14 protein-coding genes are annotated in these 22,649 nt (G+C 45.6%); 9 read left to right on the top strand and 5 right to left on the bottom strand.

From position 1 onward, the window contains the following. Nucleotide 1: 1 nt before the first annotated feature. Nucleotides 2–1,906: a family 43 glycosylhydrolase gene (locus FJD32_RS11940; protein WP_088585579.1), complete on the top strand. Its 1,905-nt coding sequence runs from the start codon at nt 2–4 to the stop codon at nt 1,904–1,906. A 427-nt stretch (nt 1,907–2,333) separates the two neighbouring features. Here FJD32_RS11940 and FJD32_RS11935 read toward each other — a convergent pair whose 3' ends face one another. Both FJD32_RS11935 and FJD32_RS11930 read right to left on the bottom strand, forming a co-directional pair. After that, the gene (locus tag FJD32_RS11935; RefSeq protein WP_088585578.1) at nt 2,334–3,089 is read right to left on the bottom strand and encodes a sulfite exporter TauE/SafE family protein; all 756 of its coding nucleotides are present in this window, start codon (nt 3,087–3,089) and stop codon (nt 2,334–2,336) included. 173 nt (nt 3,090–3,262) lie between these two features. After that, nucleotides 3,263–6,100, bottom strand: a complete 2,838-nt coding sequence (locus FJD32_RS11930; protein WP_140907330.1) for a TonB-dependent receptor — start codon at nt 6,098–6,100, stop codon at nt 3,263–3,265. A gap of 573 nt (nt 6,101–6,673) precedes the next feature. Between FJD32_RS11930 and FJD32_RS11925 the strand changes: the two genes are divergently transcribed. From FJD32_RS11925 to fdhD, 7 genes are all read left to right on the top strand, one after another. Continuing rightward, nucleotides 6,674–10,039: a LamG-like jellyroll fold domain-containing protein gene (locus FJD32_RS11925; RefSeq protein WP_122040735.1), complete on the top strand. Its 3,366-nt coding sequence runs from the start codon at nt 6,674–6,676 to the stop codon at nt 10,037–10,039. A gap of 469 nt (nt 10,040–10,508) precedes the next feature. Further along, complete coding sequence (locus FJD32_RS11920) at nt 10,509–11,405, top strand: SMP-30/gluconolactonase/LRE family protein (protein ID WP_088585576.1); 897 nt, start codon at nt 10,509–10,511, stop codon at nt 11,403–11,405. A 529-nt stretch (nt 11,406–11,934) separates the two neighbouring features. Beyond that, nucleotides 11,935–14,952: a formate dehydrogenase-N subunit alpha gene (gene fdnG / locus FJD32_RS11915; protein ID WP_140907339.1), complete on the top strand. Its 3,018-nt coding sequence runs from the start codon at nt 11,935–11,937 to the stop codon at nt 14,950–14,952. A gap of 2 nt (nt 14,953–14,954) precedes the next feature. Continuing rightward, a complete protein-coding gene (fdxH, locus tag FJD32_RS11910; protein ID WP_088585575.1) occupies nt 14,955–15,857 on the top strand; it encodes a formate dehydrogenase subunit beta in 903 nt (300 codons plus the stop codon). Then, nucleotides 15,854–16,474, top strand: a complete 621-nt coding sequence (locus FJD32_RS11905; RefSeq protein WP_088585574.1) for a formate dehydrogenase subunit gamma — start codon at nt 15,854–15,856, stop codon at nt 16,472–16,474. The genes fdxH and FJD32_RS11905 overlap by 4 nt, the downstream gene beginning before the upstream one ends. A 5-nt stretch (nt 16,475–16,479) precedes the next feature. Then, nucleotides 16,480–17,379: a formate dehydrogenase accessory protein FdhE gene (fdhE, locus tag FJD32_RS11900; RefSeq protein WP_140907331.1), complete on the top strand. Its 900-nt coding sequence runs from the start codon at nt 16,480–16,482 to the stop codon at nt 17,377–17,379. Between the two features lie 27 nt (nt 17,380–17,406). Continuing rightward, complete coding sequence (gene fdhD / locus FJD32_RS11895; RefSeq protein ID WP_082389649.1) at nt 17,407–18,252, top strand: formate dehydrogenase accessory sulfurtransferase FdhD; 846 nt, start codon at nt 17,407–17,409, stop codon at nt 18,250–18,252. Nucleotides 18,253–18,585: 333 nt separating this feature from the next. On the opposite strand, the gene FJD32_RS11890 is transcribed toward fdhD, so the two are convergent. Both FJD32_RS11890 and FJD32_RS25075 read right to left on the bottom strand, forming a co-directional pair. Next, nucleotides 18,586–19,881 carry a site-specific integrase gene (locus tag FJD32_RS11890; protein WP_055647958.1) on the bottom strand — a complete coding sequence of 432 codons (1,296 nt, stop codon included), beginning with the start codon at nt 19,879–19,881 and terminating at the stop codon, nt 18,586–18,588. A gap of 61 nt (nt 19,882–19,942) precedes the next feature. After that, nucleotides 19,943–20,161, bottom strand: a complete 219-nt coding sequence (locus FJD32_RS25075) for a hypothetical protein (protein WP_037430492.1) — start codon at nt 20,159–20,161, stop codon at nt 19,943–19,945. A 176-nt stretch (nt 20,162–20,337) separates the two neighbouring features. Between FJD32_RS25075 and FJD32_RS11885 the strand changes: the two genes are divergently transcribed. Beyond that, nucleotides 20,338–21,915 (top strand): DUF3369 domain-containing protein, encoded by a 1,578-nt coding sequence (locus tag FJD32_RS11885; RefSeq protein ID WP_140907332.1) that lies wholly within the window; start codon nt 20,338–20,340, stop codon nt 21,913–21,915. Between the two features lie 109 nt (nt 21,916–22,024). Here the strand turns inward: FJD32_RS11885 and FJD32_RS11880 are convergent, their stop codons facing one another. After that, nucleotides 22,025–22,510 carry a hypothetical protein gene (locus FJD32_RS11880; protein ID WP_086904581.1) on the bottom strand — a complete coding sequence of 162 codons (486 nt, stop codon included), beginning with the start codon at nt 22,508–22,510 and terminating at the stop codon, nt 22,025–22,027. Between the last annotated feature and the right edge of the window lie 139 nt (nt 22,511–22,649).

Below are 22,649 nucleotides of genomic sequence, written 5' to 3'. Positions count from 1 at the left end.
AATGACTCACACAATCAACAAACGAATGGCTACGCTTGCGTTGGCCATGGGACTTAGTGCGACCTGCTTGGGGGCAGGTAACCTACATGCAGCGGAAAGTGTGAAAGGCGCGGATGAAAACCGCATTACCGCAGCGACCTTTGCGAATCCGTTATTTCGAAATGGGGCCGATCCTTGGCTCGAATACCACAATGGTAACTATTATCTGACCACTACGACTTGGACCTCAGAGCTGGTGATGCGTAAATCGCCCACCATAGCTGGGCTTGCCGATGCGCCGGCCCACAATATTTGGAGCGGCACCGATAAGTCCAACTGCTGTAACTTTTGGGCATTCGAATTCCACCCTCTACAAACTGCGCAGGGACTACGTTGGTATGTGATTTACACTTCGGGCGTGGCAGAACACTTCGATGGCCAGCGTAACCATATCCTCGAGAGTGAAGGCAGTGACCCCATGGGGCCATACAAGTTTAAGGGCACGCCAATGCCCGATCACTGGAATATCGACGGCAGCTATTTGGAGTATAAAGGCCAGTTATATTTTCTCTGGTCCGAATGGCACGGCCAAGATCAAGTGAACTTGATTGCCAAGATGAGCAACCCTTGGACCGTCGAGGGCGAACATAAGGTGATTACCGCACCTATTCACGACTGGGAAAAATCAGGCTTAAACGTCAATGAAGGCCCAGAGATCATTCAGCACGAGGGCAGAACCTTTTTAGTTCACTCGGCAAGTTTTTGTAACACTGAGGATTATTCCTTAGCCGTGGTCGAACTCACTGGTGACGATCCCATGGATCCCGCCGCATGGACTAAGTACGACAAGCCTTTCTTTAGCAAAGCCAATGGTGTCTATGGCCCTGGGCATCATGGTTTCTTCAAGTCACCCGATGGGAAAGAAGATTGGCTTATATACCATGGCAACTCCTCGGCTTCCGACGGCTGTAGTGGCACCCGTGCGGCACGCGCTCAACCCTTTACATGGGATAACAAAGGCTTGCCTAAATTTGGTGAACCGATGGCGGATAAAAAGCAATTGCCTGTCCCAAGTGGCGAGTTTGGCCCGATAACCACTCAAGTGGAAGGCGTGAAATACCGCATTGTGAGCCGTGAAGTCGGTCAATGCCTAGTGACCAATGCCAAGGGCCAGGTCAGTGTCGGTAAGTGCAACGATGACAACAGCCAATGGGTAATTGATCCGAGTAACGATGGCCTATATCGCTTTGCCAATGTGGGGCAGGGAACCTTTTTAACTCAGGCTCAGTGCCAAGATGAGTCTTCAACGGCACTGAATACAGCGCCTTGGGTCGCCTCCCGTTGTCAGCGTTGGTCGGTGGATTCGACTCGTGAAGGCTGGTTCCGCTTTGCAAACGATCGCTCCATCGGTAATTTACAGGCGAAAAATTGCAGTAAAAAGGCCGGTACCGACGTGATTGCGGGCGAAAACCGTGTCAGTGAATGCACCGATTGGCGGATTGAGCCAGTCTCAACATTTGCCATAGTCAACGCCCATAGCGGCCGAGTAGTCAGCGCCGAACAATGTCAGCTTAAACCGAATGCCAATGTTGTTCAGTTTGAATACACCGGCGATGCCTGTCAGCAGTGGCAAGCAGTGCCGACAACTGATGGATTTTACCGTTTGCAATCCATCCAACTTTCAAACAACAAGGCGCAACAATGCCTTGTGACCAACGAAGGTAATCTGGAGCTAGGGGCTTGTAATACAATCGACAGTGAGTTCCGCAGCGAATTGATGCCCAATGGCTCATTAAGGCTGGTGTCCCGTAAGGGCGGTTCATCCATGAAAGTGGCCAATGGCTCCTATGCCAACGGCGATAACATAGTGGAAGACGTGTGGAAAAACACCATTTCACAACAGTTTTACTTTAGAGAGGTGAAATAATTCATCCCTTTGAAATAACTGAGCATCACCACGGCGGTGGTCATACCCAAACAACCTGAAGATATAGGATTCAGCGGGAGTTTAACGCACTTTAGGCAAGGCGGTTATTTGAGAACCTAGTGAACTAAGTTAAAAATAACCAACACAGCATAAAATACGTTAAAACCCGCCGGGACGGAGAGCCTAGGGCACTCCATTTCTGTGTTACATCAATTCAAAAGGTGGTCGATTTTTTCATTGATGCGCCTTGAATTGAAGCCCCTAGGCACTCTGAAACTCGTATCTTCAGGTAGCTTGGGTATAAACGCTTGCTTGTAATGTCGTTTAAGTTGAGGTCGCTTAACGGCATCTTGGTTGAGCCTAGTTTGCTCGGCACCAGAGCAGTAATTGTGTATGCAATTACTGCTCTTTTTTATCCCGGCTCTTTTTATCCAGTCATGGCCTGCCATAACAGTCGTATAGCCAGTAGCGTGAGAATCAAATCAAAAGCTAAATTGAAATGTTTGTCTGTTACTCGAGTAAGCATCTTAAAGCCTAGCCATGTTCCAATACCGCCACTGATAATCATACAAACGAACAGTGGCCACCATGGGAGTATGGGGATATCAACACCCTCAAAAACGATAATTTTCATCCCATGTTGTAAGGACATAACCATTGCAAAAGTGGCTACGGTACGAAATCGATCAATCTCTAACTGCTTGATAAACGCCGCAACCAAAGGGCCAGTTGCCCCAACGAATAATGAGATAAAGGTCGTTATCCCACTCGCAATTAACATGCCCATAGTACCCAGTACTACACGAGGTATTTTGGGGCCCCAACAGGAGTACAAGATAAATAGGGCAATGGTGAGATACATCACCGTAGGGGGGATCGCCACTAAGACTAAGCTGCCCAGCGCGGCACCAATGAGCGCCCCCGGTAAGAATACCCTGATAATTCGCCATTGAATATGTTGCCATCCCAATAGGGCTCGTCCTAAGTTAGAGCCCAATTGCACTACGCCGTGTAGGGGAATAATCACTTGAGGCGGAAGCACTTGCGCCATCACGCCCAATAACATCACACCACCGCCAATACCAAAACAGGCGGTAAAAAATGCAGTAAAGGCCGAGCCTAAGGTTAACAGCGTGAATATATCGATAGGGATCAGATTAAAATCGAACCAAGCGGTGTGCATAGCCAATATTCAAGGAAGAAAAGAAAGATAAACTAGCAAAGCTTGGGCTCAGACAAAAGCAATTTGATGGATAAGCATTAGAAAGATCGAGTAAAAATCTCGCCATTTATTTGATATAAAAAGAAAAAGCTAATCACTGGATTAGCTTTTTCGGTTTAAACAACAGTGGTCAATTAGAAGGAGTAACGCGCACCGAGGGCAAACGTTCGGGTGTAGATACTATTCGTGCGGTTATAGAGTACTGAGTCTTCATAGTATTCTTGATAGATATCATCAAGAATATTTGTCGCATCGAAGGTTAGTACAAATTCATCTGTTACGTTATAGCTAAATTGGAAGTCAAGCGATTGCTCCGGCTTACGATAAATGCCACGAGGCATTGCGAAGCTACCTGCGTCATAAGCAGATAAGAATTTGTCACGCCAGGTGTAAGAGAGGCGAGCACTATAAACGTCTTTATCATAAATCAATACAGCACTCATTGAGGTATCTGATACACCAAATAAATCTCGTGTTGTAGTTGCAATTTGCTCACCACTTTCACTATCAAACTCTGGGATGTCTTGGCTAGAATCTAAGAAGGTTGCACTCACTTGAGTACCTAAACCATCTAGGTAACTAGGCATATTTTTAGGGAAATACACCGCACCAAGTTCATAACCACTTAGTTTTCCATTCGAAGAGTTTTCTGGTCGGCTTAAAAGATATTTTTTTGTTTCACCATCAACTTCACGAGTGATAGTCGATACTGAGTTAAATACAAAACCTTCAATATCACGACGGAAATAAGTACCGAAAATAGAAGATCCCTCACCAAAGTAATATTCCAATGAGAAATCATAGTTTTGTGAAGTAGTTGGTTCTAACTTAGAGTTACCACTTGAAGCTTGACCGAATCCAAGCTTTGTTAAGTCTTCTGTATAGGAAATCGCAGTGGTTAAATCACCAAAGGCGGGGCGACGAATCGTTTCAGTGTAGGCAAAACGTGCAACCAGTTCATCCGTTAACCAGAAGCGTACCATTAAGCTTGGTAATAACTCCGCACTTCCATTGGTATCGGTGTCATGCACGAGATAATATCGAATGTCATCAACGACATCCTCAGTAGCATATTTTTTGCGTTCCCAGAAATCCATATCAGCATCGGCTTTCTCGTAACGTAGGCCGATTTGACCATCGACTTGCTTACCCCATAACTCAGTTTCAAAATCACTTTGGATATACGCAGCGTATGATTTTTCAGTGATGTCATAGTTAGTATACATAGCAAGAGCTTGTTCATCTGCACCGTACATCGTTTCAATAGCAGAACGATTAGCATACAGATAGTTACCGTTAGCGATAGCCCAGCTAGTTGGTACATTTCCACGGCCATCAAAGAAGTCAGTAGTTACGGTAAACATGTTCGGGTCAAGATCACTAAATAGAACATTAGTGTTTAGTGAGCCTGCATCGTACAATCCGTGTTTTGCACCACGTTGCTCAGCACGTACACCAAACTTCATCTTAGTGAAGATACCGTAGTCGAGGTAATAGTCACCATCGAGTGTCCAAGTAACTGAATCCCCCTCGTCTTTGGCACCGCTATCGTATACGTTTGCAGTTTGCCACAAGGATAATTGCGTTAAATCAGATTCATTAATAGCAGTGTCAGGGTTATCTAAATAAACCCAGCTAGGGACACCACCACTTTTGTCGTTATAGTCAACATCAACGCCGTAGAAAGTTTGAGTGCTATTCGCGCTTACACCACGCATCGCCAGAAATTGTGATTCATAGGTACTGGTTTGATAGACAACTTCAGACTTTAAGATCAAATTGTCAAAGTCCCACTTACCTCCTAAGGCAAATACGTAACTATCTGTTTCGTTGTGGCTATGATCTGAACTGCTAAAGCCGCCAACGTTATATGCAGTTCGCGATTTTACCACGTTGGTACCATCATAAACTTCGATACCATCTTTGATCACTTGCTGCCAATTAGCCGAGGAATCAACATTGCTAAAGAGCATAGAGTTGAAGTTATCATTGCGATAACCGTTATAGAATGCTTCAAAAAGGTACTCGGAAGTGTCAGTTGGTGCCCATTGCAATGAGAAATTTAGTGCTGGACGCTCACGTTCACCGTTATTCATATTTTGAAACACAGCATCACGCATGAGCAGATATTCTTGACCGTTGATCAAGGCTCCTTCAGATGTATCAAGACCATGAGCTAAACCGCGGGTCCAATAAATATCAGGGATTTGTGTACCCGTTTCTGCGTAATAGGGCAAGGACGCACCAGGAGCGACAACTTGATCGTTGTAATTGGTACGAATATAAGAAACGTTAACTAATGCACCGACTTCACCGATGCTGGTATCCCAGCGGTCGCTAATTAAAGCACTGAAATTGGGATCGATAGTGTCAGGCTGATCAGAGTAAATCCCTTTGGCTGCTACCGAAATTTTTTCTTCTTGAAAATCAAAAGGTCTATGGGTACGAATGTCAATTTGGCCTGCGATACCACTGGCGACTTGAGAAGAGGAGCGTGTTTTAAAGACTTCAACACTGCCGAGTAATGCCGCTGGTACGTCTGCAATTGCCACTTCACGGCCTGCGGCGGTGAAGATTTGGCGGCCATTCACTGTGGTTGTCACATCCGTTAAACCCCGAATGCTTACAGTATTGGCTTCACCTGAGGCGCGGTCGGTGACTTGAACACCCGTTACCCGTTGTAAGGCTTCAACGACGTTATTATCTGGGAATTTGCCAATATCTTCGGCAATGATGGCATCAACAACTTGAATATTTTGACGTTTGAGTTCTACCGCCTTATTTAAACTACCGCGGATCCCCTGAACCTGAATGATCTCCATCTCTTCGTTATTTTGCGCTTTACCGCTAGAAGAGGGCTGTGCCGTTTCTTCCGCCTGAGGCGATTGTGTCGCTTCAGGTTCTGCTGCATACGTCGCTTGACTAGCAAGAGCAAGCAGAATCGCACTTGCCAAATAAGTCTGTTTAAACATCTAGTTAATCTCCGGTAGTTTTATTATTTGACCCGGTAGCCTAAGACACCATCTGACGTCCCGGTCTTTTTTATTCCACTTCAGAGTCACGGACATCCCCACAGTGTCCCTGAAAATTTAGAATTTTGTAGCGTACTTTGCACCATGGCATCTGATGATGCTTCAAGTGCTCAATTAAGATCTTATTAAAGTGTTAAAATCATATTGTATGACTATTAGCCTGTCAACATTGCTATTTCATTTTGATAATAAAGAGAGAGTGCATTTCTTAGAATGAATTATGGACAAGGAAAAAATTAAATTTTTAAAACAAAACAGAGAGATAGTTTACTGTTTGACGGTAGGTAAATTGGTGAATATGCGGCAAAATCAATATAAATCGCATTGTATATTTAGCTTTAATGCCTAATTTCTTGCAAAAAATCATAAATCTCTTTCACAAGATATTTACTTCTTTCGTCAGAGTGCTAATGTAATTTTAGTGTTACAGTAGTATTGTATTACCAATATGTAATGCATTGATACACGATTAACCTCTAACTATCCAACACAACAATAAAAGGAACGACGCTCATGGTGCTTAAACGCTCATTCGTGTCAGCAAGCTTGATCATGGCACTTGCCGCCTGTGGTGGGGACGACAGCAGCTATAGTGCTAACGACACAAATACCTTTACACCTCCCGCTCCAGTGACTTCGGCGGATCCGACAATAGCAGGTGAGGTGAGCTATAAAAATGCAGTGGTCCATGATCCATCGATCATTAAAGATACTGATGGTACTTACTATGTTTTTGGCTCCCACCTAGCGGTGGCCAGCTCTACTGATTTAATGAACTGGACACAAATTGCTTCGGATGGTGCCGCCACGAGCAGCTTGTTTAATACCTATGCGTCAGAAATCGCTGAAGGCACGGCATGGACGGGCGGCTTTGTCGGTTCGTGGGCGCCGGATGTGATAAAGCTTGCTGACGGTAAGTACCATTTCTATTACGACTTCTGTGGCGGCCCCGATAAGATTGATTGCGTATCGCGCTCCTATTTGGGGATGGCGACTTCTGACAATATTCTCGGTCCCTATGTTAACCAAGGCTTGATCTTGAAGACTGGGCATATTGGGGCTGAAAACCCAGGCGCAAACGGTCAAATTTACGATGGCAATGTCGACCCTAATGCTATTGATCCAGCCGTGTTTTACGATAAAGATGGCGGCCTGTGGATGACCTATGGTTCCTATTCCGGCGGGATCTGGGTGATGCAGTTAGATCCAGCAACGGGTAAACCGCTCGCTGGACAAGGTTATGGTACTAAGATCATGGGGGGCAATTACAGCGCGATTGAAGGGTCTTATGTTATCTATAGCCCTGAATCCGAATACTATTATATGTTTACCTCCTTTGGTGGTTTTGCCCAAAAAGACGGTTACAACATTCGTATCTCTCGCTCTAAAAATCCTAACGGTCCCTATGTCGATGCAGCTGGGCTCGACATGATTGGCGCAACGGCCGCAGGCAATATCGCAGACTATGGCGTCAAACTGATGGGCGGTTTCCAATTTGTGGCCCACCCTGGCGATGTGGGTCATGATCACGGTTATCTGTCACCCGGCCACAACTCAGCTTTTTATGATGCACAAACGGGCAAATACTTCTTGGTATTCCATACGCGCTTCCCCGATACCGACGAAGGTCACAGCGTGCGCGTGCATGAGCTATTTCTCAACAGCGATGGTTGGTTAGTTGCCTCACCACAGCGTTATGCACCGATCAACGGCGATAACATTGTCGATGAAATCGATGTCACTGGTGATTATCAATTCATTAATCACGCAAAAAATATTAATACTGCGGCACATAAATCAGTCCATGTGAAGTTATCCCGTACTTGGACCAATAAAGGCACTGTATCTGGCGATGTGACTGGTACTTATCAACAGGGTGATGACAATAAAATCAGCTTAACGCTAGACAATTTAGGCACATTTGAAGGCGTACTCGCCTGGCAATGGGATCCTGAACAAAACAAACTTATGCCTACCTTTAGCGCCATTTCTAATGATGGGGCGAGTATTTGGGGCGTGAAGCTCACCAATAAAACCACTGAGGAAATTTTATCGGCATCGGCAAACGGCATTAGCCTGCCGACCGAAGTCACCGAAGGCACGCTCGCCTTACCGATACAAGGTACCCGTGGGGCAACTATCGAGTGGCATTCGAGCGACGAATCAGTGATCCGTGCCGATGGTACCATTATCCGCCCCAACGTGGGCGAGGGCGATAAGGTCGTCACCCTAACCGCGACGATTATGGTCAATGGTAAGAAGGTGACTAAAACCTTCAAAATCACCGTATTTGCCCATAAAACCTATAACCGTATTGCCCTGTACAGCTTTGAGAATAACCTCAAGGATTCCTTGGGCTTATTTGGTGATGGCCAACCCACTGGCGATAGGATCTTCAAAGCGGGCGATGCCATTGGCTACGCCACAGGCTTTGAAGGACAAGCCCTGTCACTCGATGGTACCCATGGGGTGTTACTACCATCGGGCATTATCTCCAGCTACGAGTACACAGTGTCTTTTTGGGCAAGTCCTGCGGTTATTACAGGGTTTACCACGGCATTCTTCGGCGCAGTTAACGAGCAAACCGCTGAAGATGGTAGCAAGTTCTCCAATACTTGGGTCAGCATGCTGCCACAGGGTTGGGACGGTAATACCATGTTCTGGAGTCACAATATTGATACCAGCGGCAGTGCGGCGGTTGAAAGTTGGTTTGATGGTGTAACCGGCGAGCGCATCGCTGAAAACACGTGGTCGCATCTGGCGTTCTCAGTCAATAAAGGGCTAGTTAAAGTCTTTATCAACGGGGTTGAGCGCTTTAGCCGCGGTAACCTTGCGAACTACTTTACGGGTGCTCAGGGCGTTTTCGGTCTTGGCGTTAACTACTGGGATCTGCCATACAACGGCCTAATTGATGAACTCAAAATCTATGAAGCGGCATTAACGGCTGAAGAAGTCAAAGCCCTCGATATCGACAAGTTAGCCGACAGTGAACTCTTGTCCTCAGCAACGGCCATTCTGGAGCTAGGCGACTTATCGGCGGTGCGTAAAAATATCGAACTGCCAGTAACGGGTCCTTATGCTGCGGCGATTTCTTGGGTATCTTCAGATCCAACGACTATTGATACCCATGGAAGCGTAACGCAACCTGCACGTGGTGAAGAAGACAAGGTGGTCACCTTAACGGCCACCTTAAAACTGGGTAATGCGACTCAAACCAAAGTCTTCACCGCAACCGTAAAAGCTAAGAATCCACCAACACCTGTAGCGGTTTACAGTTTCGAAGATAATCTTAACGACAGTACCGCTAACTTCGGTGCGGGCACTTTAGTGGGTAACCTGATTGGTGTCGAAGGCGGTAAAATCAGCTATATAGACGGCGCGGTAGGCAAGGCGGCGGTCTTTGATGGTGCCTCTGGTATTGTATTGCCGAATAACCTTATCAAAGACTACACCTACTCAGTGTCGATGTGGCTCAATCCTGAGCAGCTGAATAAGTACACTACAGCCTTGTTTGGTTATGCGACCGATTCTAGCTGGACCAGCGTCTTACCTGGCGGTCAAAATGATTATGAGCGCATGGTATTATGGTCAGGCACAGCATGGTACGACGGTAGAACCGGTTTTGTGATGCCAAAATCCCAATGGACACACCTTGCGTACACAGTGAATGGCGGCGATGTGAAGGTTTATATCAATGGTGAATTGAAGTTTACCGGCGCTAACTTCCCGAACATCTTCTCAGTACCGACCACTAAGTTTGCGGTCGGGGTCAACTTCTGGGATACGCCTTTCAAAGGGGCAATCGATGAAATCAAGTTCTATGACGAAGCGATTACTGAACAAGATGTGGCTGATTTATTTAGCGAATCTAATCAATAACTGATCAGTTAAGCCAGATCGCTTGACGATCCCATTCAAAAGATCAAAATCCGATGACCACTCGTCATCGGATTTTTTTATGCAACTCACTACCGCGCTTGCACTGGCCGGAACCATTCCTAAAAGAATTGATAGTTTAATCGCAGAAACAGAGCAACATATACTACCGATACAACGAGAATTAAGGGTTTATCCTCGATGTGTCATAGCGAAACCAAGGAAATACCCAGTCAAAAGAAAAGGCCAGTCAGCTCTTAACTGATTGGCATTACTCTCAATGGTGCATTTAAATCAATGTCTTAAGATATTTAAATCTTGGCGATTATGAAGGTCATTTATCGACTATTATCGCGATAACCCGACAGCTAAAAGAACCACAAGCTATATTCACGTTTTACCCTTGCTTCATCCCATAAGTTGTTTAAGATTAAGCCTTTCTTGATTACAGAGTTTATTTCTGAGTAACGCAATGCAAACGGTCACGGTTGGCGAGCTGTTGATGACGATCCCAGTAGGAAACCTCCTTGGAGAAGGCGTATTATGGGATGAATTACACCAATCCATTTGGTGGACTGACATTCTCTCCTCTGTGATTTATCGTTTTACTCTCGCCACCCGCACACTAGATACTTTCTCCATGCCGCACCGCGTCGGCTCCTTTGGCCTCACGGCAAAGCCTACAACACTGATCGTCGCATTCGATATCGGTATTGCGACTTATAATATTGAAGATCAAAGCCTGACATGGTTGGCGCAGCCAGAATCTCATTTTGCCGGCAATCGCTTTAATGATGGTCGCATCGATAGGCAAGGGCGTTTTTGGGCCGGCACTATGGTTGAGCGACGCGATACTTTGCAACAAACGGCAGCCCTGTATTGTCTGGATGAGAATGGGCATTGCCACCAGCGCCTCTCAAATCTCGAAATCTCCAACGGCCTATGCTGGAGCGTGGATGGGCGAACGCTCTACCATGCTGATTCGCCAAAACACCAAATCTATCAATATGATTTTGATATTGAGCAGGGGCTATTGAGTCGTAAGCGCCTCTTTGCGAGCACGAGCCATCACATTTTCCCTGATGGCGCCGATGTCGATGCGGCGGGTTATCTTTGGAATGCCCAGTGGGGCGGTGGCCAAGTGGTACGCTATCGTCCAGACGGTAAAGTCGATCTTATCCTCAAATTGCCCGTTACAAACACAACCAGCATCGCCTTTGGCGGCGCAAAATTAGATTTACTTATCGTGACCAGTGCTAAACACTCACTTGACGCATCGCAATTAGCTCAAGAGCCGCAAGCGGGGGATGTGTTTATCTATCAATTACAGGGTATTTATGGCGTAACCGCCCCACGTTTTTGCGGTTAGATCTAAGTAAACATCAGCGTTTTTAGCGCAAATTTTGTTATCAAATCCACTCACCAATCCCTTAGTCAAAAACGATTTACCGCGCTTTCAGGCAAAATCGCCGCTTATCGCCCCAATCATTTACCTTAAATTGTGATCTTGCTCAAAAAGCGGCTAATCGGTATTTTCACTCATAATTTGAGCAACTAACGCCATTTTTGTGACGCGCATCAACAATAAGATTTACAGCTATCAGAAATTGGTACAAAGTGGACAAAATGACTAATCAAAATGTCCATATCAATAAAATAGTTAAATCCTGAGAAATAACATTATTTAAAAATATTAATTCAACAATCACAATAAAACTTACATATATCAGGATATTATTCCATTGAAAGCTTAATGTGATTTCGATCACCTGTCGGAAATTGTCATTATTAGTCACTTTTTTATACTCGCACCTTGAGTAGGGTTAAGTTCTCTACTCAAGCATGCAGCGTATTCGCTGCAACTTGTGAGCACATAAAAGAGAGTGTGTGAAATGACAATGAATAGACGACAGTTTTTTAAACTCTGTGCTGTGGGAGCCGCGACTTCTGCTATTTCTGCACTGGGGTTGATGTCCGAAAAGGCATTTGCATCCGTCAGAGGTTTTAAATTGCTACGCGCAAAAGAGACGCGTAACAATTGTTGCTACTGCTCTGTGGGTTGTGGTTTGTTGATGTACAGCCAGAGCAGTAATGGGAAAAATGCGGAGCAGAGCATTTTTCATATCGAGGGCGATGCCGATAATCCAATTAACCGTGGAGCTCTGTGTCCTAAGGGCGCTGGCTTGGTTGACTATGTGAATAGCCCGCACCGTTTAAAATATCCTGAAGTGCGTTTACCTGGTTCGGATAAATGGCAGCGCATTAGCTGGGATGAGGCCTTTAAGCGTATCGCAAGACTTATCAAAGACGAGCGTGATGCCAATCTGATTGAAAAAAATGCCCAGGGTCAAACCGTTAACCGCTTAGTCAGTCTAGGCATGATGACTTCATCGGCCCAAGCAAACGAAGGCTGCTACATTACCCATAAATTTGGCCGTGCCATTGGCATGTTAGGCATAGATAACATCGCCCGCGTTTGTCACGCTCCGACACCTGCTGCGATGGCGCCCACCTTTGGCCGCGGCGCTATGACTAACCACTGGGCAGATATGAAAAATACCGATCTGGCCATTGTGATGGGCGGTAACGCTGCCGAAGCGCATCCCGTCGGTTTTGGTTGGGTGACAGAAGCGATGGAGCACAACAATGCCAAGTTGATTGTGGTCGATCCGCGCTTTAACCGCAGTGCTGCCGTCGCCGATTTATATGCGCCTATTCGTTCAGGCACCGATATTGCCTTCCTACTCGGCATGATCCGCTACCTGCTCGAAGCCCAGCAAATCAACCTTAACTATGTCAAAGCCTATACCAATGCCTCGTTTATCGTGCGGGAAGACTTTGAATTTAATGAAGGTTTATTCAGTGGCTACGATGAAGCTAACCATAAATACGACCAATCTACTTGGTTCTATGAGTTAGATGAAGAGGGCTACGCTAAGGTCGACACAAGCTTAAGTCATCCTCGTTGCGTGATTAACCTGCTGAAAAAACACGTTGATCGCTACGATCCCGACACAGTTTCCAGTATCACTGGGACGCCTAAAGAAACCTATCTTGAAGTGTGTAAGCAAATTGGGACAACCCATTTTGACCATAAAGCCGCCACCTTCCTGTATGCCCTCGGTTGGACACAGCACAGCGTCGGCGCGCAAAACATCCGCACCATGGCGATGATCCAATTGCTGCTTGGCAATATGGGGATCATGGGCGGCGGCGTGAATGCACTGCGTGGTCACTCAAACGTTCAAGGCGCAACGGACTTAGGGTTATTGTGCCAAGCCTTACCGGGTTACCTTAAATTACCTCAAGATAAAGATGTTGATTTACAAAACTATTTAGCCCATTACACCCCAAAAGCCTTAAGACCAAACCAAACCAACTATTGGCACAATTACCCAGCCTTTACCGTGTCGTTGTTAAAAGCCTTCTTCGGTGAACATGCGACGGCAGAGAATGATTATGGCTATGACTGGCTGCCAAAGTGGGACCAACAGTACGATATCAACAAGCAAATCGACATGATGGTTCACGGTGAGGTCAATGGCTACTTTATCCAAGGCATCAACGCGCTTAACTCTCAGCCCGATAAGCAAAAAGTGTCTAAGGGCTTATCGAATCTGAAGTTCTTAGTTGTGCTGGATGCACTTGCAAACGAAACCTCCACTTTCTGGCGCAATGCAGGTCAGTTTAACGATGTGGATACCGCCAGTATTCAAACTGAAGTCTTCCGCTTACCCACGACCTGTTTTGCTGAGGAAAGTGGTTCAATTGCCAACTCAAGCCGCTGGTTACAATGGCACTTTAAGGGCGCAAATCCACCCGGCGAAGCCTTGTCTGATCCTGAAATTCTTTCTGGCATCATGTTGGAATTAAAACGTTTATACCGTGAAGAGGGGGGTCGTTTACCTGCGCCAATTGAAGCCATTAAATGGGACTATGCGATCGAACATGAACCTAGTTCAGAGGAAATCGCGCGGGAGATGAATGGTTATGATCTCACTACCGGTAAGTTACTCAATGGTTTCTCCGAGTTAAAAGCCGATGGATCAACCTCATGTGGTGTTTGGGTTTACTCAGGCATGTGGACCGAAGCGGGCAACTTGATGGCGCGTCGCGATAATAGCGATCCATCAGGCAAAGGCATTACCCCAAATTGGTCATTCGCTTGGCCAGCAAACCGGCGCATCTTGTACAACCGCGCCTCCTGCGACGTGCAAGGTAAGCCGCGCGATCCAAGCCGTGTACTGCTCGAGTATAAAGACAACAAGTGGCAGGGCATTGATGTGCCAGACTTTAATGCCAAATTGAATGCCGAAGAATCGGCCCATCCTTTCATCATGCAAGCCGATGGCGTTGGCCACTTATTTGCGCTGCGTGACTTAAAAGATGGCCCATTCCCAGAGCATTACGAGCCGTTCGAATCACCACTGGCGAGTAATCCGCTGCACCCTAAGGTCACCAATAACCCAGTGGCGCGGATGTTCAAAGGCTTACGTGAAAGCTTTGGTACCAATGAAGAATTCCCCTATGTTGGCACCACTTACTCAATGACGGAGCACTTCAACAACTGGACCACACATTGTCACCTTGCTGCGATTACCCAGCCACAGCACTTTATCGAAATCGATGAAACCTTGGCGGCGGAAAAGGGCATCAATAACGGTGATTGGGTCAAGGTGAGCTCTAAGCGCTCGCATATTGTCACTAAGGCCTATGTCACTAAACGGCTCCAACCCATGATGGTTCAGGGCAAAAAAGTCCATACCATTGGTATTCCACGCCATGGCAGCTACGAGGCCTTGACGCAGAAGAGTTATATCGTTAACGAACTAACTTCATCTGTGGGCGATGCCAATACCCAAACCCCTGAATACAAAGCATTCCTTGTGAATATTGCCAAAGCGGAGGGCTTCTAATTATGGCTTCTCAAGATATTATCCGCATCTCAGGCACCACGGACATCACCCCAGCGTCTCAAGGACGCATTGGAGCGGTCCAGCAGGTGACTAAGCTGTTTGATGCGACGAAATGTACCGGCTGTAAGGCCTGTCAGGTTGCCTGCTCCGAATGGAATGACCTTCGTGAAGATGTCGGTACTTTCCAAGGCAGTTACCAGAACCCGATGACACTGTCACCGGAAAGCTGGAACATAATGCAGTATCACGAAGTGATGGATAACAATAAGTTGCGTTGGCAATTTACCCACACTGCCTGTATGCACTGCGCCGATCCAGCCTGTTTAAAAGCCTGTTCAACCAGCGGAGCGATTGTGCAACATGCCAATGGCACAGTGGATTTTGACTCGAACAAGTGTATTGGCTGCGGCTATTGCGCCAGTGCCTGTCCTTTCAATGTGCCTAAGATCAGCGCCAAAGATAACAAAGCCTATAAGTGCACTCTGTGCTCAGATAGGCTCGCCGTTGGCCTCGAGCCTTCCTGCGTTAAAACCTGCACCGTGGGAGCACTGCGCTTTGGTACCCGCGAAGACATGTTGTTCTATGCCGAAAAACGCGTCGAGCAGTTAAAGGAACGTGGCTTCAGCAAGGCGGGACTTTATAACCCAGAGGGCGTTGGCGGAACGCATATGATGATGATCCTCCACGACATCACGCAACCCGAAAGCTATGGCATGCCCAAGGATCCGCAAATCCCTGCGGCAACCGAATGGCGTCAAGATTGGCTCAAACCGTTGGGCACCGCAGGCCTGCTCGCAACGGCGGCGTTCGCCCTGATGCACCGCATTGCGGTAGGGCGCAACATCGTCGAGGAAGATCAGCCTGGTTATATTGATGCCGGCGTCAAAGAGGAGGAAAAACTATGAGTCATAAAGAAATGATCGTGCGCCATAAGCTCGTTGACCGTCTGTGTCACTGGACCATAGTCTTTGTTGGCCTAGTGACCTTTCTAACGGGGTTCTCGTTTTTTTATCCCTCGTTCCAGTGGCTCAGTAGCATTGTTGGCACACCACAACTGGCAAAAGTGATGCATCCATTCTTTGGAATTGCCATGTGTCTGCTGCTGGCGGTGATGTTAATCCGCTACTACCAGCACAATAAGTGGAATAAATACGATTTGCCCTGGATGAAAGCCGTGGTGTGGGTGTTACTGCAAAAAGAAGAGAACATTCCGCCCGTGGGCCACTACAACCCAGGTCAGAAAATGTTATTCCGCGCCTTTGTGGTTTTTGTACTGGCGTTTCTGATCAGCGGCATCATGATGTGGCAACCTTATTTTGCCCCCATGTTCTCGGCAGAAGCCGTCAATTGGGCCACCTTAGTCCACTCGGCCTGCGGCATATTAATGCTGTTATCACTAGTGGTACACGTATGGATGGCCTGCTGGATTGAAGGCTCTATCACTGGGATGCTCTACGGCAAAGTCTCTAAGGCTTGGGCCCGTAAGCACCACCCAGCCATGTTAGAAGAACACGAGGAATAATAGCAATGAAGATGGCCAGCGATATCCCGTTAAGTTTTGTTGATAAATCTCCCTTAGCTTTGAAACCGCTAAAAGCAGCAGATCCTGAGAAAATTTATCAACATAGAGCACGTCGTTTAGCCCAATTAGCGCAGGATTCTCCGCTGGCGGATTATCTTAAGCTCTGCCAAATCCTAGTGTCTGCGCAGCAAAAACTGGCGGCAACGGATATGGGCTCAGCACCAATGATTGACGTTGAGGCGCCATATCCGTTGTCCCTAAGCCAAACTCAAACGGCTCAGGATTGGTTACAACCATTGCAAGCATTGCTGACAGAATTGTTATCCCAAGTGCCCGCGCATTTAGTGCCTGTTCTCCGGGAGCTACTGGAGCAATCGCCAGTCCAATTGCTCCAGTGGGGCAATCAACTAAGGCAAGGGCAGTTTAGTGCCGTACCCGCACAGTTTAGCTTATTTATTTGGGCGGGTTTGTCACTCTATTGGTCCCATTGGGCGCCCATGGTGATTGCGCGTATGGATACCAATAGGGTTAAGCAGTCCAGTTTATGCCCTGTATGCGGCAGTCATCCTGTCGCCAGCATGATTGTCGATAAACCACGCGAAGGGCTGCGTTATCTACATTGCAGTCTGTGTGAAAGCGAGTGGCACTATGTGCGAGCCCATTGTACCTGCTGCGAACAATCCCGTGAGATGTCTATTTGGTCGTTTGACGATCATAAGGCTGCCGTACGGATTGAGAGCTGCGAGGCGTGTAAAGGATATACTAAGATGTTGTTTATCAACCGTTTGCCATTGTTAGATGCGGCAGCGGATGATATCGCATCGATGGGATTGGATGCCGAGCTCAATACAAAGGGCTATGGTGCGACAACTGTCAATCCGCTATTGCTGGCCCATGAAGCTTAGAAAACGTAGTTAACAGGAGATGCGTTGATGGTTGCTGATAATTCTTTCCCTAATTCAGTTGTTACAGCCGATGTGACTCGATTTAGCACGGCAGGGAATGTTGAACAAACTGAATTACTCGCCAATGAGGTAAGAGTGGCGTTGGTGTATAACGGATTGGCGCACACAGTCATGATGGCAAGCCCACAGGACTTGGAAGTGTTTGCGATAGGTTTTACGCTTTCGGAAAGAATTGTCTCAACCATTAATGATATAAAAGATATTGAACTTGAATATGTTTCTAATGGCGTGATCATTAAGATAGAGATTAATCAACGCTGTTTCAATGAGTTAAAGGAGCATCGCCGTAGCATGGCGGGACGCACTGGCTGTGGTCTCTGTGGTGTTGCACAGCTTAAAGATGCTGTAAAACCAGTTCAAGTCGTCGGATCCGATATCAGATTCAACATTGCCCATCTCGACCCGATTTTAGTCCGAGTCAAACAACTACAACAGACTTTTGCTTTAACTGGTGCAACCCATGCTGCAATTGGTGTAAATGAAAACGGGGAGGTGATTTATCTATTTGAAGATATTGGCCGACATATCGCTTTAGATAAATTGATCGGGGCGATGTCTGTACGGTATGCAGCAAAACCCGCTGCGGTATTGTTAACCAGCCGCGCCAGTTTTGAAATGGTACAAAAGGCGGCAAGTGTCGGTATTCAAATTCTGTTTGCTATGTCAGCCGTGACGGCGTTGGCTACTGAGATTGCGGAGCAAAGCAATGTGACTTTAGTCGGTTTCTGCCGTGATGGTCGAGCAAATATTTATAATCATGGCTATCGACTTCAAGGAAGCCAACTGTCACAACCAGCCGTGGTCGGGCTTTAAGATTTGACCGTAGGCAAATGAAGAGATTGATTGGCAAAATAAAAAGTCGATCCAAGTAATAATAGACACCAACATCATGATATAAAACGCGATGCTATGTGAATTCTTTAGCACTATGCGGAGTAATCTCTGCAAACATTCACGTAGCAACGCGATATAAGCAATAGCATTTCTTCCTTAAACCAATAAATCCTCAATCAAGCAGAACCAGCAGAAGTGAAAGTACTTTAACGTAAATCCATAGAGAACTGTTTCTTTCCCCAAAACACAATTTAACATAATATACATTGTGCGCAGTTTTGTGTGCGAGGGATTTGGGGTGCCGATAACATCCTAGTTAATACCTTGCAAATGGTCTAACGGCTTATTAAAGGCACTTTCATGTCTTTCTATTTGTGTAGTGTGTAAATACTTCGATGTGGTGTCGATACTCTCGTGGCCTGCATCGGCTTGGACATGTGACAACGGTCTACGGTTAATATTAATGTCATGGGTAATCCCGGTATGTCTGATATTGTGTGCTGTGAGTTTTCTCATTTGTGCCGCGTCTTGGTGAAAGCCATCAGCTTGAGCATTATCCGCAGCAAGATTAATAATCGCTTGAATTTCTTCACGGATTTGACGGATCCCAAGATTGGCATTCACTACACCCGCATCTCGGCCGCGACCAGCTGCTCTATGTCGAACAAATAACGGATGTGGTTCACTTTGATTTGGATAGTCAGTAAGACCTAAAAACTGTCGATATTTAACTAAGCCGTCCAGTAACGCCTTTGACATCGCCACGCTACGCTTTTTACCACCTTTACTGAGTGGAATATGAAAACTCCAAATGCCTGTCTGTGAATTTTGCCTAAATTGGCCCATTACTGGTGAATAGCCAACCCGTGCAGATACATCAGAGATGCGTAAATAGCAGGAATAAATCAATGAAATCAAGAATAAACTACGTTGATGCAATTCGGGTGATGTTTCAGCCAATCGAGTAACTGTGCTCATCACATAGGACCACTGTAGTTCTGTGAAAGCCAAGTTGTTTTCATCTTCCTCGCTTTGTCTTTGATACTGCTTGTTTTGGCCAAAGCGGCTGTGATTCAACCAAATTTGTGCGGGGTTGCGCTCACAAAACTCCTCACTCATTAAGTAGCTATAAAACGAGGATAAAATAGCAATCTTGGTTTTTAATGCATTGTCGCTAAGCACATAAGGTTGAACTTGCCCTAACAGTTTCTTGCCGACAAATGGCCGCCAAAGACTATTAGGAACCCGCTCATCACGCAGTTTATCGAGTTTAAACTGTGGCACGTTAAAGTAACCAATCAGCGCTAAGGGTGGCGCCAAACAATAATCCACATACCGACTCATATCCTTACGTAGCACCTGTGTGGGTGACATTTTGGCGACATCAAAACACCAATGCAGGAATGTAGTGAGTTCACTCCGATAGGCTTTATAGTTGTTTTCACTGTGTTTTTGTTCAAACAACCAATCTGTTGCATGTTCCATTACTAAACCTGCATCAGGCACATCCGTTAGACTGACTTGGGTAATGTATTGATTCACCACACCGTTCCCATCTTGTATGAATTCAATTGAATCAAATAAAGGTAATACTGGAGGAAGCTGCATAATAACTTTTAAATTTAAGTGTTTAATGCATGATAATACTTAAATGCAAATGCCGATAACGTTATTTATCGGCATTAATGAGTCTTTCAATTTGCGGACAACTTGTTTGTGAACATTGCTGGCAGCCTATGCGTTTTTGGCAACAGATAAGGCAAAGTTGCCAGACTTTCCGTTTTGATTGATTATCTAGACATGAAAAATCCGCTGCACATAGACTTCCTTCACGAATGAGTTGCGCAAGTTTCTCCTCTGATATAGATAAATTGATCCTTTCTGCCATATATGCCATATAAATTCCTGCTGAGTTATCTATTTTGATAATACACAAATGATAATAGTTATCAATAACGAGCTATTAAATTTGCGACCTTCCCCGCTGCAGAATTATTTTTACTGATTTGACAAGCTTCTACTACACTCTAACTGTGCGACATAAATTAAGTGATGAGGTCTCGGATGGTGATTGATCTTACAAAGAAAAAGCCGCTCTTTTCAGGGAAAAAAACCATAGAAACTTCTGCATTTTCTGCGCCCTGGAAAATTCTTGTTGTTGATGATGAGCCTGATGTACACACGGTCACTAAACTTGCACTTTCTCGTTTTAAACTCGATGGTCGTGCCCTCTCCTTTATTAACGCTTATAGTGCTGAGCAAGCTAAAGAATTTCTTTTAAATGAACAAGATCTGGCAATTGCCTTTATTGATGTTGTTATGGAAACCGATCATGCTGGCTTGGAGTTAGTAAAGTGGATCCGTGAGGAACATAAAAACAAAACAATCCGCCTAATTTTGCGCACAGGACAACCAGGCCAAGCTCCTGAAGAAGATGTTATCGTCAACTACGATATCAATGACTATAAGGCAAAATCTGAACTCGATTCACGCAAGTTAATGACAAGTGTCTACTCGGCACTGCGTTCTTACCGCGACATTATGGAAATCGAACAAGCAAGGCGTGCACAGCTGAATCATCGAAAAGGATTAGAGCGAGTGCTCGAGGCAACCTCAGGATTATTTGAACTCAGAACGCTCTATCGATTCGCTGATGGCTTGCTGACCCAAGTTGCAACCCTATTGAATCTCGATTCCGAAACACTGCTGCTAACCTGCAATGCCATGGATGCGATAAGCGGCCATATGGAATCTGCTGAGATTAAGATTTTGGCGGGGACGGGACAATTTGCCGAGAGTCCTGCGAACAAAGTGTTACCAATGCATATTGATAAGTTATTACGCACAGCTCTCGCACAAAAGCGTTGTTTATATGAAGATAACTGTTTCGTTGGCTATTTCCCTACGAAGAGCGGGTTTATCAACCTGCTTTATATGGATGGGATTGATAAAATCGACGATTTAGATAAAAAACTTATTGATATTTTTGCAATAAATGTGGGTATCGCCTTTGAGAACCTACTTCTAAACCAAGAGGTCGAAGATACCCAGTCTGAACTTATTCTACGTTTAGGGGATGTCGTTGAAAGCCGCTCAAAAGAGGCGGCAAACCACGTAAAACGCATGGCCGAATATTGTGCCAAACTGGCGCTACTTGCTGGATTATCAGAGACCGAAGCTGAACTTTTACGCAGAGCATCGCCTATGCATGATATTGGTAAGATAGCGATCCCCGATGCTGTGTTGCTTAAGCCTGGCAAGTTAGACGATAAAGAATGGTTGGTTATGCGTCAGCACCCTACTATTGGCTACCAGATCCTCGCGAATTCCGAGCGGCCTATCCTTAAAGCCGCTGCGATTATAGCCTTGCAACATCATGAAAAGTATGATGGTTCAGGCTATCCAGCCAATTTAAGACAAGAACAAATTCACATTTTTGCCCGTATTGTTGCAATTGCAGATGTGTTCGATGCTCTTTCCCATGCACGTTGCTATAAAGCAGCTTGGCCACTGGAAGAGGTTATCGATGAAATGCGTAAAGGTGCAGGTAAACATTTTGATCCTGATTTACTCGAACTGTTTATCAATAACATCGATATTTTTGTACAGGTTAAAGAAAACTGGAAGGATCATGATGAATAGCCAAAATAGCATTCATAATCAATCATCCGCCTATGATAATCGGTCATTATGAATAAGGAGTGGGAGTTAATATTGTTACCAAGCTCTTTATCCGGCGAACGCCATAAACTTAATATGGATTATCGGCAAGAAAGTCAAAAATAACGGCTTGCTCGATACCATTTCGACTAAAACTGATAAAACCACGCCACACCATATATCCACTGCTACAGGAACCGTAAATCAACTGCCCCTCATAGGTTGTTTTATCGAGTTGACGAATATTGACAGGGATAATGCCCATAAACATATCTCTACCTTCTAAACGGACCTGTAAATTATCAAGTACATCAGAAGATAATAGCTTCAATGTTAATGGTTTTTCACTTGGCGCACGATCTGGCGAAAGGCTGATGCTCAGCACTATATCCCCGACCTTTTTAATGCAATCTCCCTGAGTAAACACACAAAGAGTGGGATCTGTAGGCGGTATTTTTACCTGTTGCTCGGTTTTTTTATCACAAGCGCTAAGATTCAACGCAATTAACATGATGTAAAGCGGGAGACGTTTGCGATTAAGCACAAAAATTAACCTTGTGATGCAAGATGTTAACATTCTATGGCGTAGGTTGATCTAGATCAACTTTCCGTCCCCCTTCTTTGGTATCTTTTTTGACATGGCTCAAGTATCATTGCGAAACCTCATATTTGAGCACAAATGTGTAGGGTAACGCATTGACATGGCTTCATAACCC

The sequence above is a fragment of the Shewanella sp. LC6 genome, assembly GCF_006385735.2.
GTDB classification, from domain to species: domain Bacteria; phylum Pseudomonadota; class Gammaproteobacteria; order Enterobacterales; family Shewanellaceae; genus Shewanella; species Shewanella xiamenensis.
The sequence above is the reverse complement of the archived record's forward strand: the minus strand, read 5'-3'. Positions and strand labels throughout refer to the sequence as shown.

Coding starts and splice junctions, on each gene's coding strand:
- FJD32_RS11940 (WP_088585579.1), top strand. CDS start 2: ATGACTCACACAATCAACAAACGAATGGCTACGCTTGCGTTGGCCATG.
- FJD32_RS11935 (WP_088585578.1), bottom strand. CDS start 3,089: ATGCACACCGCTTGGTTCGATTTTAATCTGATCCCTATCGATATATTC.
- FJD32_RS11930 (WP_140907330.1), bottom strand. CDS start 6,100: ATGTTTAAACAGACTTATTTGGCAAGTGCGATTCTGCTTGCTCTTGCT.
- FJD32_RS11925 (WP_122040735.1), top strand. CDS start 6,674: ATGGTGCTTAAACGCTCATTCGTGTCAGCAAGCTTGATCATGGCACTT.
- FJD32_RS11920 (WP_088585576.1), top strand. CDS start 10,509: ATGCAAACGGTCACGGTTGGCGAGCTGTTGATGACGATCCCAGTAGGA.
- fdnG (WP_140907339.1), top strand. CDS start 11,935: ATGAATAGACGACAGTTTTTTAAACTCTGTGCTGTGGGAGCCGCGACT.
- fdxH (WP_088585575.1), top strand. CDS start 14,955: ATGGCTTCTCAAGATATTATCCGCATCTCAGGCACCACGGACATCACC.
- FJD32_RS11905 (WP_088585574.1), top strand. CDS start 15,854: ATGAGTCATAAAGAAATGATCGTGCGCCATAAGCTCGTTGACCGTCTG.
- fdhE (WP_140907331.1), top strand. CDS start 16,480: ATGAAGATGGCCAGCGATATCCCGTTAAGTTTTGTTGATAAATCTCCC.
- fdhD (WP_082389649.1), top strand. CDS start 17,407: ATGGTTGCTGATAATTCTTTCCCTAATTCAGTTGTTACAGCCGATGTG.
- FJD32_RS11890 (WP_055647958.1), bottom strand. CDS start 19,881: ATGCAGCTTCCTCCAGTATTACCTTTATTTGATTCAATTGAATTCATA.
- FJD32_RS25075 (WP_037430492.1), bottom strand. CDS start 20,161: ATGGCAGAAAGGATCAATTTATCTATATCAGAGGAGAAACTTGCGCAA.
- FJD32_RS11885 (WP_140907332.1), top strand. CDS start 20,338: ATGGTGATTGATCTTACAAAGAAAAAGCCGCTCTTTTCAGGGAAAAAA.
- FJD32_RS11880 (WP_086904581.1), bottom strand. CDS start 22,510: ATGTTAACATCTTGCATCACAAGGTTAATTTTTGTGCTTAATCGCAAA.